The sequence below is a fragment of the Streptomyces sp. NPDC005799 genome, from assembly GCF_040630525.1.
Classification (GTDB): domain Bacteria; phylum Actinomycetota; class Actinomycetes; order Streptomycetales; family Streptomycetaceae; genus Streptomyces; species Streptomyces griseorubiginosus_B.
The window spans coordinates 151,328-166,685 of record NZ_JBEXXQ010000007.1 but is presented as its reverse complement, the minus strand read 5'-3'; the positions used below and the strand labels follow the sequence as shown (position 1 = coordinate 166,685).

15 protein-coding genes and 2 pseudogenes are annotated in these 15,358 nt (G+C 70.9%); 8 read left to right on the top strand and 9 right to left on the bottom strand.

Annotated elements, in window-relative coordinates; genetic code table 11:
- Window positions 1-112: 112 nt before the first annotated feature.
- Window positions 113-1,108, top strand: a complete 996-nt coding sequence (locus tag ABZ453_RS09460) for a M23 family metallopeptidase (RefSeq protein WP_359013397.1) — start codon at window positions 113-115, stop codon at window positions 1,106-1,108.
- On the opposite strand, the gene ABZ453_RS09455 is transcribed toward ABZ453_RS09460, so the two are convergent.
- Window positions 1,092-2,285 carry an amidohydrolase gene (locus tag ABZ453_RS09455; protein WP_359013260.1) on the bottom strand — a complete coding sequence of 398 codons (1,194 nt, stop codon included), beginning with the start codon at window positions 2,283-2,285 and terminating at the stop codon, window positions 1,092-1,094. The genes ABZ453_RS09460 and ABZ453_RS09455 overlap by 17 nt on opposite strands.
- A 177-nt stretch (window positions 2,286-2,462) precedes the next feature.
- Between ABZ453_RS09455 and ABZ453_RS09450 the strand changes: the two genes are divergently transcribed.
- Together ABZ453_RS09450 and ABZ453_RS09445 are read left to right on the top strand one after the other, a co-directional pair.
- Window positions 2,463-3,029 (top strand): hemerythrin domain-containing protein, encoded by a 567-nt coding sequence (locus tag ABZ453_RS09450; RefSeq protein WP_359013258.1) that lies wholly within the window; start codon window positions 2,463-2,465, stop codon window positions 3,027-3,029.
- Between the two features lie 351 nt (window positions 3,030-3,380).
- A complete protein-coding gene (locus tag ABZ453_RS09445; RefSeq protein WP_359013256.1) occupies window positions 3,381-4,619 on the top strand; it encodes an MFS transporter in 1,239 nt (412 codons plus the stop codon).
- Between the two features lie 195 nt (window positions 4,620-4,814).
- On the opposite strand, the gene ABZ453_RS09440 is transcribed toward ABZ453_RS09445, so the two are convergent.
- Window positions 4,815-5,345, bottom strand: coding sequence for a hypothetical protein (locus ABZ453_RS09440; protein WP_359013254.1), 531 nt, complete (start codon window positions 5,343-5,345; stop codon window positions 4,815-4,817).
- Window positions 5,346-5,513: 168 nt separating this feature from the next.
- Between ABZ453_RS09440 and ABZ453_RS09435 the strand changes: the two genes are divergently transcribed.
- Window positions 5,514-6,047, top strand: a complete 534-nt coding sequence (locus ABZ453_RS09435; protein WP_359013252.1) for a DoxX family protein — start codon at window positions 5,514-5,516, stop codon at window positions 6,045-6,047.
- A 5-nt stretch (window positions 6,048-6,052) separates the two neighbouring features.
- On the opposite strand, the gene ABZ453_RS09430 is transcribed toward ABZ453_RS09435, so the two are convergent.
- From ABZ453_RS09430 to ABZ453_RS09420, 3 genes and pseudogenes are all read right to left on the bottom strand, one after another.
- Window positions 6,053-6,829 carry an alpha/beta fold hydrolase gene (locus ABZ453_RS09430; RefSeq protein WP_359013250.1) on the bottom strand — a complete coding sequence of 259 codons (777 nt, stop codon included), beginning with the start codon at window positions 6,827-6,829 and terminating at the stop codon, window positions 6,053-6,055.
- 133 nt (window positions 6,830-6,962) lie between these two features.
- On the bottom strand, window positions 6,963-7,199 hold the full coding sequence (locus ABZ453_RS09425; RefSeq protein ID WP_133042569.1) for a hypothetical protein: 237 nt from the start codon (window positions 7,197-7,199) through the stop codon (window positions 6,963-6,965).
- A 286-nt stretch (window positions 7,200-7,485) separates the two neighbouring features.
- Window positions 7,486-8,814, bottom strand: a pseudogene (locus ABZ453_RS09420) (transposase); the annotation flags it as partial.
- On the opposite strand from ABZ453_RS09420, the gene tnpA reads away from it, so the two are divergent.
- On the top strand, window positions 8,813-9,271 hold the full coding sequence (gene tnpA, locus ABZ453_RS09415) for an IS200/IS605 family transposase (protein WP_359013248.1): 459 nt from the start codon (window positions 8,813-8,815) through the stop codon (window positions 9,269-9,271). The pseudogene ABZ453_RS09420 and the gene tnpA overlap by 2 nt on opposite strands.
- 98 nt (window positions 9,272-9,369) lie before the next feature.
- Here tnpA and ABZ453_RS09410 read toward each other — a convergent pair.
- The 4 genes and pseudogenes from ABZ453_RS09410 to ABZ453_RS09395 all read right to left on the bottom strand — a co-directional run.
- Window positions 9,370-9,606, bottom strand: a pseudogene (locus tag ABZ453_RS09410) (AsnC family transcriptional regulator); the annotation flags it as partial.
- 167 nt (window positions 9,607-9,773) lie between these two features.
- Window positions 9,774-11,297 carry a helix-turn-helix domain-containing protein gene (locus tag ABZ453_RS09405; protein ID WP_359013246.1) on the bottom strand — a complete coding sequence of 508 codons (1,524 nt, stop codon included), beginning with the start codon at window positions 11,295-11,297 and terminating at the stop codon, window positions 9,774-9,776.
- A gap of 99 nt (window positions 11,298-11,396) precedes the next feature.
- Window positions 11,397-12,584, bottom strand: coding sequence for an SGNH/GDSL hydrolase family protein (locus ABZ453_RS09400; protein ID WP_359013244.1), 1,188 nt, complete (start codon window positions 12,582-12,584; stop codon window positions 11,397-11,399).
- 4 nt (window positions 12,585-12,588) lie between these two features.
- Window positions 12,589-13,170 (bottom strand): WHG domain-containing protein, encoded by a 582-nt coding sequence (locus tag ABZ453_RS09395; RefSeq protein ID WP_359013242.1) that lies wholly within the window; start codon window positions 13,168-13,170, stop codon window positions 12,589-12,591.
- A 72-nt stretch (window positions 13,171-13,242) separates the two neighbouring features.
- On the opposite strand from ABZ453_RS09395, the gene ABZ453_RS09390 reads away from it, so the two are divergent.
- From ABZ453_RS09390 to ABZ453_RS09380, 3 genes are all read left to right on the top strand, one after another.
- A complete protein-coding gene (locus ABZ453_RS09390) occupies window positions 13,243-13,737 on the top strand; it encodes an FBP domain-containing protein (RefSeq protein WP_359013240.1) in 495 nt (164 codons plus the stop codon).
- Window positions 13,738-13,746: 9 nt separating this feature from the next.
- Window positions 13,747-14,367 (top strand): L-threonylcarbamoyladenylate synthase, encoded by a 621-nt coding sequence (locus ABZ453_RS09385; protein ID WP_359013238.1) that lies wholly within the window; start codon window positions 13,747-13,749, stop codon window positions 14,365-14,367.
- Between the two features lie 124 nt (window positions 14,368-14,491).
- Window positions 14,492-15,247: a dienelactone hydrolase family protein gene (locus ABZ453_RS09380; RefSeq protein ID WP_359013236.1), complete on the top strand. Its 756-nt coding sequence runs from the start codon at window positions 14,492-14,494 to the stop codon at window positions 15,245-15,247.
- Window positions 15,248-15,358: the final 111 nt, after the last annotated feature.

The window sequence follows — 15,358 nt, the reverse complement described above, 5'->3', positions numbered from 1 at the left end:
GAGCGTGAGTCGCGTGCCCCAGCAGACGGAGGACACTCCGGTCGTCCAGGACAGCACAAGCGCGAAGAGCCGTCGACGGCGGAAGGGGCCCGGTCCTTTCCTGCTCATCGTCATGCCCGGGCTGGTCGCGATGACCGGGGTGTCGGTGTTCCTGGCCTCCACCGGCGGTCTGTCCTCCGTACTGCCCCGGGGGTCGAACGCGGCCGACTCCGCCACGAGCAAGGTCGACGGCTCCTATGTACCGTGGCTGCGCAAGGCGACCAAGTCCTGCACGGTGGTCACACCGTCGGTGCTCGCCGCGCAGATCGATCAGCTGTCCGGATGGAGTGACGACACCGCGAGCCTGTCCCAGCAGGGCATCGCCCGCTTCACCGACGCGCAGTGGCGCACCTGGGGGCGTGACGAGGACGGCAACGGGCGCTCCTCCCCGCACGACGCGGTGGACGCGATCATGGCGCTGGGGCGGCAGGACTGCTCCCTCGTCCGTCAGGTCACCACCCTGAGGACCAAGGGAACCGTCAACGGGGACCTGGTCGATCTCACCCTCGCCGCCTACCGGGCGGGGACCGGCGCGGTGGAGAAGGCGGGCCGGGTGCCCGCCGCGGCCCAGGACTTCGTGCAACAGGTCAAGGCCCGGCTGCCGCAGTACGAGGCGCTCGTACGGCAGAACCCCGAGCAGAACGCGAACCAGGCACCGACCACCGTCCTGGCCCCACCGGTCACCACGCTCACGGTCACCTCCCCCTTCGGCTCCCGCAAGCATCCGCTGACCGGGGTGACCAAGCTGCACACCGGGGTCGACTTCGGTGCGCCGCAGGGAGCGCAGGTGTCCGCCGCACGGGACGGGCGGGTGGAGTTCGCCGGCATGACCACGGCGTACGGCAACCGGATCGTGATCGACCACGGCACGATCGGGGGCAAGCGGCTGGAGACGACGTACAGTCATCTCTCCGCGCTGCAGGTCACCGTCGGGCAGAGTGTCACGACGGGCACCCCGATCGGACTGGTGGGCTCCACCGGGCTGTCGACCGGGCCGCATCTGCACTTCGAGGTGCTGCTCGACGGGCAGTACACCGATCCCCTGCCCTGGCTCACACCCGCACACTGACGTTGAGTTCGTGTTCGCTCCACGCCCGGTCCCTGAGGTCGGCGGACAGCAGTGTCTCCACCGTCGTACGGGCCAGGGCCTCCGTCGCCGCGAGCATCACCCGGCGACCACGCTCGGAGGAGGCCGCGGTGGCGAACTCAGGGGTGTGATCGGATCCCTCCGACGTCATGATCGCCACGAAGGGATGGATGGCGGGCACGCGGCCGCTGACGTTGCCGATGTCGGAGGAGCCCAGGAACACCCCCGGTTCGGGCGGGGTGAGCTCGATGCCCGCGCGGGCCAGATGGTGCGCGAAGCGGGCGGAGAGCACACGGCTGTCGCGGAAGTGCTCGTAGCGGGGTGTGGCGCGTTCGACCGTCACGGTCGTGTCCGTCGCCCGGGCGACGCCGTGGGCGCAGGTCAGCAGCTCGCCGGCGAGGTTCTCGAGGCCGACGGCGCTCGCCGCGCGCAGGCCGAAGAGGCCTTCGGCGTACTCGGGGACGATGTTCGTCGCCCGCCCCCCGTCGGTGACGATGCCCTGGATGTGCGAGCCGGCCGGCAGCCGCCGCTCGACGACGGCGAGTGTGTTGAACAGCTGGATGAGGGCGGCCAGCGCGTCGATGCCCTCGGTGGGGTTCCCGGTGGGGTGCGCGGCCCGGCCGTGGAAGCCGACGCGGTACTGGGTCTGCGCGGTCAGCGGTGCCCACTGCCAGTCGTGGACCCCGGGGTGGAACATGAGCGCGGCGTCGAGGTCGTCGAAAACCCCGGCGTCGGTCTCGATGACCTTCCCGCCACCACCCTCCTCCGCGGGCGTCCCCACGGCCCACACGGTCCCGGGCGCGTCGCCCAGCGCGGCCCGCGCGGCGAGCGCGGCGCCGAGTCCCGCCGCCGCGATCAGGTTGTGCCCGCAGGCGTGACCCAGGCCAGGCAGGGCGTCGTACTCGAGCAGCAGGGCCACCGCGGGCCGCGTGCCCGTGCCCGCCCTGGCGGCGAAGGCGGTGGGCAGCCCGGCGAGGCCGCGTTCGACCATGAAGCCCTCGCGTTCCAGCTCCCCGCTCAGCAACTCGGCCGCGTGGTGTTCCGCGAACGAGTATTCCGGATCGGCGTGCAGCGCCATCGCCGTCTGCCACAGTCGCTCCGCCCGGACGGCCACCTCGCCGCCCACCCTCCCGAGCACTTCGTCGACGGCATCGGACACCTCGGCCTCCCCGGTCAGTCCTGTCGGTGTTCACGGAGGCGAGTTCCAATGAGCACGCGTCGTACACCCCGTGGGCCGAGGGAGGGGCGGGGCGTTAGCGAGTCGAAGGCCAGGGCACTCGGAGTGCGTGGCGGATCCGGACGGGGATACGCCGCTTCCTGGCTGGAGGTGAGGAGCATGGGACACGGTGGGAACGTCATCAACGAGCTGATGACCGATCACCGAGAGGTCGAGGAGATCTTCGGCCGGATCGAGGCACTGCCGCCCGGCGACAAGAACCGCAAGGTGTACGCGGACCAGGCCACGATGGAACTGGTACGGCACTCGGTCGCCGAGGAGGCCTATCTCTACCCGGCGGTGCGTGAGCACGTCCCCGGCGGGGACGCCATCGCGGACAGGGAACTCGAGGACCACGCCAAGGCAGAGCAGATCATGAAGGATCTGGAGAGCTGCGAGGCGGACCACATGGAGTTCGACCGGCTCATCGGTCTGCTGATGACGGAGATCCGCTCGCACATCGCGGACGAGGAGGAGAACCTCTTCCCCCGGCTGCAAGCGGCGTGTCCCCCGGAGGCGCTGGACAAGCTGGGCGACAAGGTGCGTCAGGCGAAGAAGATGGCGCCGACCCGGCCGCACCCGTCCGCGCCGGACAAGCCTCCGGCCAACAAGATGCTGGCGCCCGGAGCCGGGCTGGTCGACCGGCTGCGGGACGCGCTCAGCGGCCGCGGCAAGATGGACGACTGAGCCGAGCCGGCAGCCTCGTACACAGGAGCCCGTCGCCCTCTGGCGGCGGGCTCCCGCACGTCCCCACCAGCGCTTCTGTGAGCAACGGCACTCCGGGCATCAAGTCCCCTTCACCCCCTCGGACTTGATCGACACCGTCCGCCCGGGGCGACGCCTGCCGCACCGACCCGCTCATCTCTTCTGCCACCATGGGCCGCGCCGTATCCCGGCTCCATGGAGACCCGTGCAGCGCAGCAAGGTACTCCCTCGTCGTCCGTTCGCTGAGTCGTCCGACTCGTCTTCGAGTACCGCACTGTGTCTTCCTCCCTCGCTCCTTCGCGCTCGCCCTGGCGCTCGCTCCGCTACCGGAGCATGCGCTGGTGGTCCGTCGCCAACTTCGTGTCCAACGCCGGTACGTGGATGCAGCTGACCGTGCAGAACCTGCTGGTGCTGCAGATCACCGGGTCCGCCGCCGCGACCGGTCTGTCCATGTCCGTGCAAGCCGCGCCCGCCCTGCTGATGAGCCTGCTGGGCGGGGCCGCCGTGGACCGCTGGCCTCGGAAGCTGACGGCCGCCGTCAGCCAGGCGCTGCTCGGTGCCGTCGCCTTCGTGATGGCCGTACTGGTGGCGCTGGACCGGCTGGACATGACGGTGCTCATGGCGCTGGCCGCCGTGACCGGCGTCGTCGCCACGGTCGACGGGCCCGCCTGTGCCCTGCTGGGCAACGATCTCGTGCCGGCCGAGGACGTTCCCTCCGCCATCGGGGTGGGCGCCCTCGTGCACAGCGCCGGCCGGCTGGTGGGCGCCGCCCTGGCGGGGGTCGCCGTCGGCTTCCTCGGTACGGCCTCCGCCTACGCGGCCAACGGGCTGTCGTTCCTGTTCGTCGCCTCGGTGATCCCCTTCTTGCGTCCCGTGCGCGGGGCCGACCGTGACGTCGAGGTGGATGCGGGTGAACCTGCCGCGATGACGGTCCGGGAGGGACTGGGCTACTTCGCCCGGCGCCCGCGGCTGGTCGCGCTGGCCGGTGTCACGGCCGCCAGCTCGGTCTTCGGCCGCAACTACGGGCTGACGCTGGCCGTCCTGGTCACCGGGCCGCTCGCGGGCGGGGCCGGGGCGTTCGGCACGGTGTCCACGGTGCTCGCCGTGGGCGGCATCATGGGGGCCGTACTCGGTGGGCGGCTGCGCCGGCCGTCGGTACGGCTGGTGGGCGTGCTGGCCGCCGCCGGGGGGCTGCTGCAAGCGGCCGCAGGTCTGTCGCCGTCGCTGGGGGTGCTGGTGGTGCTGGTGCTGCCGATGGCCGTGGTGGAGTCCGTCTCCGACACCGCGGGCACCGCCGTACTGCAGACCGACCCGCCCGCCCATCTGCGCGGCCGGGTGCTGGGCGTGTGGGGCAGCATCGGCACGGTGTGGAGCCTGGGCGGACCGCCCGCGCTGGGCCTGCTGATGGAACTGGCCGGTGTCCGCGGCGCCCTGATCGCCGGAGGCCTGCTCATCACCGGCACCATCGCTTCCGGCCTCCTCCTGCGCACACGCCGGGTTCAGCAGCCGGTCATGGTGCGCGAGGAAGAGGGCGACGTCACCGACCGGGACGCACTGGGCACGGCAGCCTGAGCGCACGTCCCGAGCGCTGCCGCAAAGGCCACCATGCTCAGCAGGCCCTGCGGCGAACCGGCGACCCGGCTGACTTCCTCCCCGTCACCGCTGAAGCAATCACGACTGGCCCGGCCAGAGCTGCCACAGCAGCGAGCAGACGCAGCAGACCTACCGGCGAACCGGCGGCCTGTCGGCCTCGGCGTGGGCGGTCGCTCAGGCGATCAGGGCCTGGCCCGGGTCGAGGCGGTCCAGGAGCTGGGACTGGTGGAGTGTCGCCACGGGGGCGAGCAGGTCGGGGTGGCGAAGGAGGGCGGCGGCGCGGCGGTCGGCGTCGTCGGGGGCGAGCAGGCGGCGAAACTCGACGGGTGTACCGGTCGTGTGGCTGCCCGTGGCGAGGGCGGCCACCGCCGTCGCGGCCAGGCCGGGGTCGCTCAGCAGGGCGGCCGCCCAGCTCGCCACCACCTCGTCGACCCAGGTGCGCCAGGCGTGGGCGTCCTCGTCGTCCGGCTCATCGACGGGCTCCGCGCCGGTGATCCAGTCCAGCCGGGCCGATCCGCCGGGGCCCGCCATGCCGACGAGCGCGGCGTCCATCGGGGTCGGGTAGCGCAGCCAGGCCGCGACCGTCACGGCCTGGCGTGCCTGCACCTCGCACAGGACCGAGGCCAGCGCGCCACCGCCGGAGGGATAGGCGCGGGTCAGCCACTGGGCGGTCGCCGCGATGAGCGGGGAGAGATCTGTGAGCACTGCGGGGCCGTCCGTAGAGCGGGGTGTGACAGGGAATGCGAAAAACGGTAGCTGGCGGTCGTGGCCGGGAACATGCCTTCGACCGGTCGCAGGGCGTGGCATCGACCACATGAGCGCGGGAACCCGTTCGGCCTCCGTACCCATGTCCTCACCTCTTTGGAGACAGTCATGAGTGTCCTGCGACTGGTCGGCCGCCCCATGCTCGCCTCGATGTTCCTGGCCGGCGGCCTGAACTCCCTGCGCTCTCCGGAGAAGGTCGCGCCCGCGGCCGAACCCGTCGTCCAGCCGATCACGGAACGCGTCGACGCCCTGCCCGACCGCACCGAACAGGCCGTGCGACTGAGCGGTGCCGTACAGGTGGCCGCGGGCCTGCTGCTGGCCACCGGGCGGCTGCCGCGCCTGGGCGCGCTCGCCATCGCGGGCACGCTGGTGCCCACCACGCTGGCGGGGCACCGCTTCTGGGAGGCGGATGACCCCGACGAGCGGGCCCAGCAGCGCATCCACTTCCTGAAGAACCTCTCGATGCTGGGCGGACTGCTCATCGCGGCTGACGACACCGCCGGGTCTCCGTCGCTGGTGTGGCGTGGCCGGCACGCCGCCCACGACCTGCGGCGCGATGCACATCTGGTGCGGCGCTCGGTGCGCGCGACTGCTCGCCCGGCGGTGGCTGCGGGCGGGGTCAGGGCCAAGCTGGGGCGCTGATCACCTCAGGCGGCCGTCAGGAAGCGGTCGAGGGCGGTGGTGACTTCGGCGGGCCTCTCGACGGGGAGTTCGTGGCCGGCGTCGATGATGCGGACCACCGCGTCCGGATAGGCCTTGGCCATGCGCAGCATCTGGCGCACGGGCAGCTGGATGTCGTGGAAGCCGTGGATCATCAGGGTCGGCGCCTGGATCTCGCCGGCCCGGTCCAGGACGTCGAAGACCCGCATGGCGTCGTAGAGGGTCATGACGACCTCGCGCGGGGTGTCCGCCGAGGCCTTGACGTGGGCGCGGATCTCCTCGCGGGGGTGTCCCGGGGCGAAGGCGCGCTGGATGTTGGCGGCGACGAACAGCTTGAAGGGCACCAGGGTGGAGGCCGCCATCAGCAGTCCCCGGCCCCGGCTGTAGGCCATGCGTCCGATGGAGTTGACCAGCACCAGGCGTTCGACCCGCTCGGGGTGGTCCAGGGCGATGGTCTGGGCGATCATGCCGCCCATCGAATGGCCGACGAGGACGGCCCGCTCGACCTTGAGGTGGTCCAGCAGCGCCAGGACGTCCCGGGCCAGCTCCGCGATCGTCCGTACGCCTCCCCCGGTGCTGTCGCCGTGGCCGCGCAGGTCGAGACGGATCACCCGGCGCGCGTCGGCGAAGTGGGTCATCTGGTGGTCCCAGCGGTGCCGGTTCGCCGTCCAGCCGTGCACGAAGACCAGGGGCGTGGGCTCGCCGTCGCGGGGGCCCTCGTCGTCGTAGGTCAGGGTCGCGCCGTCGACGTCAAGCTGCGGCATGGTCGCCTCCTGGATGCACTCCGATTACTGGCGAGTAGGGTAGCGGGAGGCGAGCCTGCCGTCACCGGGTCCGCGGACGTCGAAAGGCCCGGCACCGTGTCATGCACGGCGCCAGGCCCGGCGTGAGCGGTACTCAGCCGCCGTTGAGACGTGCCCGCAGGAGGTCCTTGCCCAGTTCCGCGCCCTTGCGGCTGTCCGCCTGGGCCTTGCGGAACAGGTCCGCGACCTCGGAGTCCTTCTCGCGCTCCGCGTCCTGGATGTAGGACTCCAGGCGCAGGGCGTTGTTCAGACACGCCTCGACGTACCAGATGAGGTTGTAGTCCTTGTCCGGCGTACCGGTCACGCCGCCGGTCTCCGTGCTGCTGGTCATGCGGGCCTCCTCCAGCGGTTGTCGTTCCGGAGTCGTACGAGTACCCGTCTCACGCTGGGCAATCAGCCGAAGCGGTGGGTGTGGATGCCGAAGTAGGGGAACGACTGGATCCGCTCGCCCCGTCGATCGGCCGTACGACGTCGTTGACGAAGTCGAGGAGTTCGCGCGGGCCGGGTGCGACGACCTCGGCGAAGAGGTCGAAGCCGCCGGAGGTCACCACCGATTGAAGTTCTCCCCTCCCTTCGCTTGCGCTCAGGAAGGGGATTCCCGCCTGCATTGCTGCGGCAGGTTTGACGGTTTTACCCGCCCTGCGACCGCGCCTTCCGGCGGCCGGGACCTCCACGATGACGTGGCCGATCCGGTACAGGTGCACGATGTTCCTCGCCGCGTTCCAGTCGGCGTTCGCCGTCCAGCCACAGCCGGGGTTCTTGCAGGCGAACACTTCCTGGCTCTCTCGGCTGCCGGGGGTGGTCCATCCGCAGGCTGAGCACCGCCGGGAGGTGTGCGGGGCGGGAACCTTCACGAGCCGGCCGCCGTAGCGGGCGCTCTTGTACGTCAGCATCGTCACGGTCCGCCCCCAGGCCTCCTGGGCGATGGAGCGGTTGAGTCCGGCCTTCGTCCTGGCCCCGTTGGGCAGGAACACGCCCGGCTGCTCGGGGTCGGGCTTCGGCTGGGGGGCTTTGGTCATGCCGGGGATGTTGAGCTGTTCGACCACCAGCACGCCGTACGTGCGGGCGAGGTAGGTGGTGGTCTGGTGCTGCCAGTTCACGGCTCGTCGCGTGGCTTTTGCTCGGAGCTGCTTGATCTGGTCGTAGGTGTGCCGCAAGCGGCGGGAGGTCTTCTCCCCGCGTTTGCGGAACGTCTTGCGGTGTGCGGCCTGCCGCTCCAGCTTGAGGAGCGTGGCCTTTTCCTTCGAGGTCAGCCACTTGTCCCGGTCGGCGGTGCCGTCGGTGAGGCGCGGCGGGCGGCCGTGGTCCTGGTGGTCCTTGTTCGAGAGGGCGAGGGGGATGTTCACCCCGGCGTCGATACCGACTGCCGGCCCCTGGTGGGGTTCGGGGGCGGCCTGGAGGCTCTGGACGCGGAAGGCGATGTGCCAGCCCAGCGCGTCCTTGACGAGGCGGGCTCCGGTGATCCGGTTCTCCGTGTCCGCCCTCTTGCCGACCGGGAGATCCTTGGTCCAGCGGAAGCGGACCCGGCCGACCTTGGGAAGGTTGACCATGCCCCACCGGCGGTGCACCCGCGTGATGTTCAGGTCCCGGCCCTGCGGGATGTCCACCGACATGGTGGTACCGAAGCGGGCCTTGTAGGCGGGCTCGCCGGCCCGGCCTTCCCAGCAGTTCACCCAGGCGCGCAGGTATGTCTTCAAGACGGCCTGCGCGGCCTGAGCGGGCAGGACGGCGAGGTAGTCGAGGTCCGTGCGGGCCTGCCGGATCGCCGCATCGGCGAGAGACAGCTTCGTGTCGCTCTTGGGTGTCATCTGCCACCAGGAGTGCAGGCAGTTCCACAGGGTGCGGGCCGCGTGCGCCTGGTCATCGATGAGCCGGATCTCGGCAGGGGACAGCGCCAGCCGGGCACGGTGCCCGAACTGCCGCTTCACCAGCCCGAGTTCGCCCATGAACGATCACCCTACACTCTCGCCTTATATCACCACGACGGAACACAAACCTGACGTACGCACCGGCCGTCACGTCGTCTACAACCTGCATGTCCATTTGGTGTTCGTCATCAAGTACCGGCGCAAGGCATTCACGGACGAGATGCTGAGGCGCTGTGAAGAGATCATGCGAGAGGTCTGCACGGACTTCGAAGCCGACCTCAAGCAATTCAACGGAGAAGAGGACCACGTGCACCTGCTCGTGCACTACCCGCCGAAAGTCCAGCTCTCCAAGCTGGTCAACTCCCTCAAGGGCGTCTCCGCCCGCCTGCTGCGCAAGGAGTACGACAGCCACGTACGCCGGTACCTGTGGGGCGGGCACTTCTGGTCCGGCTCCTACTTCGCCGGAAGCTGCGGCGGGGCGCCTCTGACCGTCATCCAGCAGTACATCGAGCGGCAAAAACGCCCCGTGGGATGAGCTGAACAGTACAGACCCGTGCTTCGGCACGGGTCACACCCACTTTGCGATGGCCTTCACCCCCGGCGTAAACGCCGGAGCACTGGCCAAGATCAAAGGTAGGCGACCTCCGGGTGCGGGGCCAGTTCGTCGGCGACCGCGCGCACGTCACCGTCGACGGTGATGCCGAGCAGGGCCATGGCCTGGACGGCCCTGGAGTCCGGCAGCCGCTGCAGACGCTGGCGGGCCGCCGAGGCGGACAGGCCGACCTTGGGGCCGAGGTCGGCGTAGGCGATCCGGCCGTCGGCCTGCAGTGCGCGCAGGATGGCCCGGTCGATCTCGTCCCGACGATCGATCCAAGCGTGCGCTGTGCGGCTCGGACCGTGAAGACCCCTCGCACCGTGAAAAGCCAAAAGGGGCCCGACCGGTCCCCCGCTCCGGTCGCGCCCCCAGGGGGGTCGAACTTACGTGCCCGCCGACGGGTTCGGTACCGTGTCGATGCCCGCTGTCGTGGCCGAAAGACTCACCCGTGCACAGGTGAGTCCGGATGGTCCGGTTTCGCCCCGTGGAAGACGGGTGTCCGCAGGTCACCGAGGGCGAGGTGCGCGAGGACGACCTCGTAGAGGTCGCTGCCGGCGGCCAGGAGTTGGCGTTCGAGGACCGGTTCGGCGCTGCGGACGTGTTCACGGACGGTCTGCGGGTGCATGCCCAGGGTCTGCGCGGCGCGTTCGGCGTTGCCTCCGGCAGCGATCCAGGTGCGCAGGGTGCGGCGCAGGTCGCGGGTGTCGGAGTCGAGCCGGCCGACGAGGTCCTGGGCCCAGGTGCCCAGCGCGGGGCCGGTCAGCAGGTCGGCGAGCGGGGCGTGCGATGTGGTGGGCTCACCGGCGTCGAGTGCCAGGCCGACCTGGGTGTTGAGGGCGAGATGGACGACGGCGCGGACGGTGAGGTCGGAGAAGTCGGCGCGGAGCAGGGCCTCCACGCGTTCCATGCGGGCGCGCACGGTGTTGCGGCTGACGCCGAGGATCTTCGCGGTGCTGACGGCGGTGAACTCCAGGCCCAGGCGGGTGGTGGCGAGGAGTTCGCCGCGGGTGTGATGGGCCAGGGTGTCGAGCGGGCGCAGCAGCCGGGCGGTCCAGGCGTGCAGTGCGGTCGGGTCCATCAGGCGCTCGGGATGGGTGCGTTCGGCGTACACGGCCTGCTTGTCCGGGCGGAACCGGGCGACGGCGAGGGCGCTGACGGCCTGTCCGTAGGCGGTCGCGGTGCTGGCGAGGCTCTGCGGGGCGCTGCCGCCGAGCAGGATGCCGGGCCGCCGGCCGGCGAGGTCGCGCAGTTGTACGGCGGCGGTGTCGCGCGGCGCCACGACGATGACGTGCGCGTCGACCGCCGGGCAGCGCACGACCAGCGCCTGTTCCCGTGTCACGGCCAGGCAGTCCTCGGCGATGCGGTCACGGTCCTGAGGGCACCCCTCCAGGACGTAGACGCAGGCGGTGTCGGTGTCCAGCAGGCCGGGCCACAGTCCGGCGGCGACCCGGCGTGCGGCGACGGTGTCCTCCACCATCAGCAACTGCAGGATCGCCAGGCGCAGATCGGAGGTCGCGCGTTTGAGGCGGTGGGCGGCCTCGGTGGACCCGTGGGCCCGCAGAAGCAGTTCGAGGACCTGGGCGGTGTGGCTGACGATGTCGGAGGCGCGCCGGTCGAAGGGCTTTTCACGGCTGACCGCGAGGACGCAGGCCGTCGGGGACCCGGGCTGCTCAACCCCGACCAGGCGCAGATGGCGGCCCGTGTCGTCCCAGGCGGCGGAGGAGATGCGTCCGCCGGCGATGTCGGCGACCAGATCGGCGTCCAGCGCCACAGGCGTTCCGGCGACGAGGCTGCCGTCGGCGCCTTGCAGACAGGCCGAACCGTGGACGGCTCCCGCGAGCCAGGAGACGACCCGGTGGACGTCGCGCCCGGTCTGCCGTAGCTGTTCGAGCAGTTGTCGCGCCCACAGCGTGTCGTCGGCACCCGTCGTCTGCGCGGGACGGCTCTCGTCCCTTCGGCCTGCCATGTCGCCCTTCTCCTCATGCATCGCTGCCTCGGCGTATCGCGGGGACGTTACCCCACGAGTGCCCGGCGGTCGTACGAGCACGATCGGACTGACGTGACATCAGGCCCGGTCCCTGAAGGGGCCGTCCGGGGCGAAGGCCAGTTCCGTGAAGCGCTCGGCGATGAGGCGGTGGGTGGGGCCGTCGGGGTGGAGGGCGTCGGGGAGCGGGAGTTCCTCGGCGTCCTTCTCGCCGTAGAGCTCGCGGCCGTCGAGGTAGTGGAGGTGGGGGTCGTCGGCCGAGCGCTGGGCGACGATGCGGGCCAGTTCGTCGCGGATGACGTGCAGGGTGAGTTTGCCGCCGGCGACCTCGGCCGGGTCGCCCATGGCCTGGAAGCGGACCTGGTCGGCGGCGAGGCTGTTGACGTCCATCGCGGTGGGGCCGGGGGTGTCCTCGTGCATGGGGCACAGGATGGGCGAGACGACCAGCAGCGGTGTGGTGGGGTGGCCTTCGCGGACGGTGTCGAGGAAGCCGTGCACGGCGGGGGTGAAGGCACGCAGCCGCATCAGGTCGGTGTTGACGAGGTTGATGCCGATCTTGACGCTGATCAGTTCGGCGGGCGTGTCGCGCAGGGCGCGGGCGGTGAAGGGGTCGAGCAGGGCGCTGCCGCCCAGGCCGAGGTTGACGAGCTCGACGCCGGCGAGGGAGGCGGCGAGCGCCGGCCAGATGGTGCTGGGGGTGGTGGCGTTGGAGCCGTGGCTGATGGAGCTGCCGTGGTGCAGCCAGACCCTGCGGCCGGAGTACGGGGCGGGCTCCACCGGCGCGTCGGTGCGCAGGGCCATGAGTTCGGTGGTCTCGGTGTGCGGCAGCCAGATCTCGATGTCCTTGTCGCCGTCGGGCAGTTCGGCGAAGCGGAGGGTGCCGGCCGGGCCGGGCTGCAGTTCGGCGGTGCTGGCGGCCATGTCGATGGTGAGGGTGTTGCCGCCGGTGACCGTGCCCTGCGCGTAGGGCGCGCCGTCGATGAACAGCTCGTAGATCCCGTCCTCGGGACGGTGGGCGAGGCCGGGGTAGACGCGCTTGGTGGGGCGCGCGTCGAGTTCCACGGTCCGGGTGCGGCTGCGGAGGACGAGGCGTACGCCGGAGGGCTGGGACTCCGCCATGAGGAGCTGTCCGTCGGTGCACTGGGCGCGGGCCCAGGCGGGCAGCCGGTGGGGCAGCACGCCGTCCTCGGTGTGCTCGACCTCCAGGGCGCCGCGCAGCAGGGACGCGGTGACGGGGGTGGAGATCAAGGGTGCGGCGGTGCTCGTCATCTGCTCAGACTCCTGTCGGTCGGGTCGGCCAGTTGCGTAGCAGCGCGTCGAGGGCGTCCAGCGTGCGGGCCCAGCTCTCCTCGGAGTCGGGGAGGCTGTGGCTGAAGCCGCCGGCGAGCTCCAGACTCACGTACCCGTGAAAGACGCTTCCCAGCAGCCGGACCGCGTGTGTCTGCTCGGGTTCGGGCAGGTCGTAGCCGCGCAGGAGGGCGCGGGTCATCTGGGAGTGCCGTACGCCCGCGCTGGCGGCGGCCGTCTCGGGGTCGAGCCGGAGCCGGGCGGCCGCCGAGCGGCCGGGGTGCTCGCGGCCGTAGTCGCGGTAGACGTTGGCGAAGGCGGTCAGGGCGTCCTTGCCGGAGCGTCCGGCCAGGGCGTCGGCGGCCAGGTCGGCGAGTTCCTCCAGGGCGAACAGGGCGATGCGGGTCTTGAGGTCCTGGGAGCTCTTCACGTGGGAGTACAGGCTGGCGACCTTGACGTCGAAGCGTCTGGCCAGGGCGGAGACGGTGACCTGTTCGAAGCCGGCCTCGTCGGCGAGTTCAGCGCCCGCGCGGACGAGGCGATCGGTGGTCAGGCCCACGCGTCCCATGTGCTTCCCTTCCGTCTACCTGAAGCAATTATGCGTTTGCCTAATAGCTTTAGGCAAATTAGCCTCGCGTTTATGAAGCCGCTGACCGAGCAAGAGATCCGTGCCGCCTTCGTCAACTGCAGCAAGGGCGAGGCCAAGCGCCTGTCCGTCCCCCGTGAGCTGGCCGAGCAGCCGTGGGAGGACCTGGACTTCCTGGGCTGGCGCGACCCGCAGGCACCCGACCGCGCCTGTCTGGTGGCCGAGTTGGAGGGGCAGCTGCGGGCCGTGGTCCTGCGCGGTTCGAGTGCCGGGTCCTGGCAGGCGCGGCGCAGCATGTGTTCGATGTGCCTGACCACGCACTCCGGTGGGGTCTCGCTGATGGTCGCCCCGCGTGCGGGAAAGGCCGGGCAGCGGGGCAACTCGGTGGGCGCCTACATCTGCAGCGACCTGGCCTGTTCGCTGTATGTGCGGGGCAAGAAGGACGCGGGCGCCGGCGCCCGGCTGCACGAGACGATCACGCTGGAGGAGAAGGTGCGGCGCACGGTCGCCAACGTCGCCGCGTTCGTGGCCAAGGTGCGGCAGGCATAAGCTCTGCGGATGGCGAAGTACTTCGACGTGCACCCCGACAACCCCCAGCCGCGCACCATCGCCCAGATCGCGGACAGCATCCGGTCGGACGCGCTGATCGCGTACCCGACCGACTCCTGCTACGCGCTGGGCTGCCGGCTCGGCAGCCGTGACGGAATCGAGCGGATCCGCACCATCCGCCACCTCAACGACCGGCATCACTTCACCCTGGTGTGCCAGGACTTCGCGCAGCTGGGCCAGTTCGTGCGCGTCGACAACGACGTCTTCCGCGCGATCAAGGCGTCCACGCCCGGCAGCTACACGTTCATCCTGCCGGCGACGCGCGAGGTGCCGCGGATGCTGCAACACCCGAAGAAGAAGACGGTCGGTGTCCGCATCCCCGACCACGTCGTCACCCAGGCCCTCCTCGCCGAGCTGGGCGAGCCGCTGCTGTCGAGCACCCTGCTGCTGCCCGACGAGGAGGAACCGATGACGCAGGGCTGGGAGATCAAGGACCGCCTGGACCATGTGCTGGACGCGGTGGTCGACTCCGGCGACTGCGGCACCGAGCCCACGACGGTCATCGACTTCTCCGACGGCGAGGCGCAGATCGTGCGGCGGGGAGCCGGGGACGTCTCGCGCTTCGAGTGAGCTCCAGCATCACCCGAGGCAGGGGGCCCTTTCGGCCCGGCGAGTGGCCCGTGCAACGATGACCGCACCCGGCCCGTCGGGCCGTGCATCCGGTCGCCGCCGAGCGCGCAGAGAGGCAGCCCCCATGACCTCCGTACAGGGAACAGCCCTTGACATCACCACCGAGGACGGCGTCGCCGACGCCTATGTGGCGCACGCCGCCGACGGCAGCGCCCGGCCCGGTGTCCTGATGTACATGGACGCCTTCGGGCTCCGCCCCCACCTGAAGTCGATGGCCGACCGGCTCGCCGAGGCCGGTTATACGGTCCTGGTGCCCAACGTCTTCTACCGGAGCGGACGTTCGCCGGTCTTCGACCTGCCGGAGTTCATCGACCCGTCGGCCCGGCCGCAGATGTGGGAACAGATCATGCCGGTCATGCAGACCCACACCTCCGAGCGCGCCAAGCGTGACGCGGGTGCCTACCTCCAGTGGCTGGCGGACTCCCCGCTGGTGGCGGACGGCCCGGTCGCGGTGACCGGCTACTGCATGGGCGCCCGGCTGGCCCTCTACACCGCCGGCACCTACCCGGACCGGGTGGCCGCCACGGCCGGCTTCCACGGCGCGCGGCTGGCGACGGACGACCCGGACAGCCCGCACCTGGTGGCAGAGCGCGTCACGGCGGAACTGTACTTCGGCCACGCCGACGAGGATCCCTCCATGCCGCCCGAGCAGCAGCAGCTGCTGGAGGAGACGCTGACGGCGGCGGGCGTACGGCACCGCTGCGAGGTCTACGCGGGTGCGCCCCACGGCTACACCCAGGCGGACACGGCCGCCTACAACAAGGAGGGCGACGAGCGGCACTGGGCGGCGCTGCTCGACCTCCTCGACCGCACCTTCTGACCATCATCCACCAACGACGGGCGGCGCCCGCGGAGTTCGCTCCAACGCTCACCTGGCGGTCCCGGGCCAGCTTCTCCACCACGATGTCGTTGAGCGCGGTGTCGTCCAGCG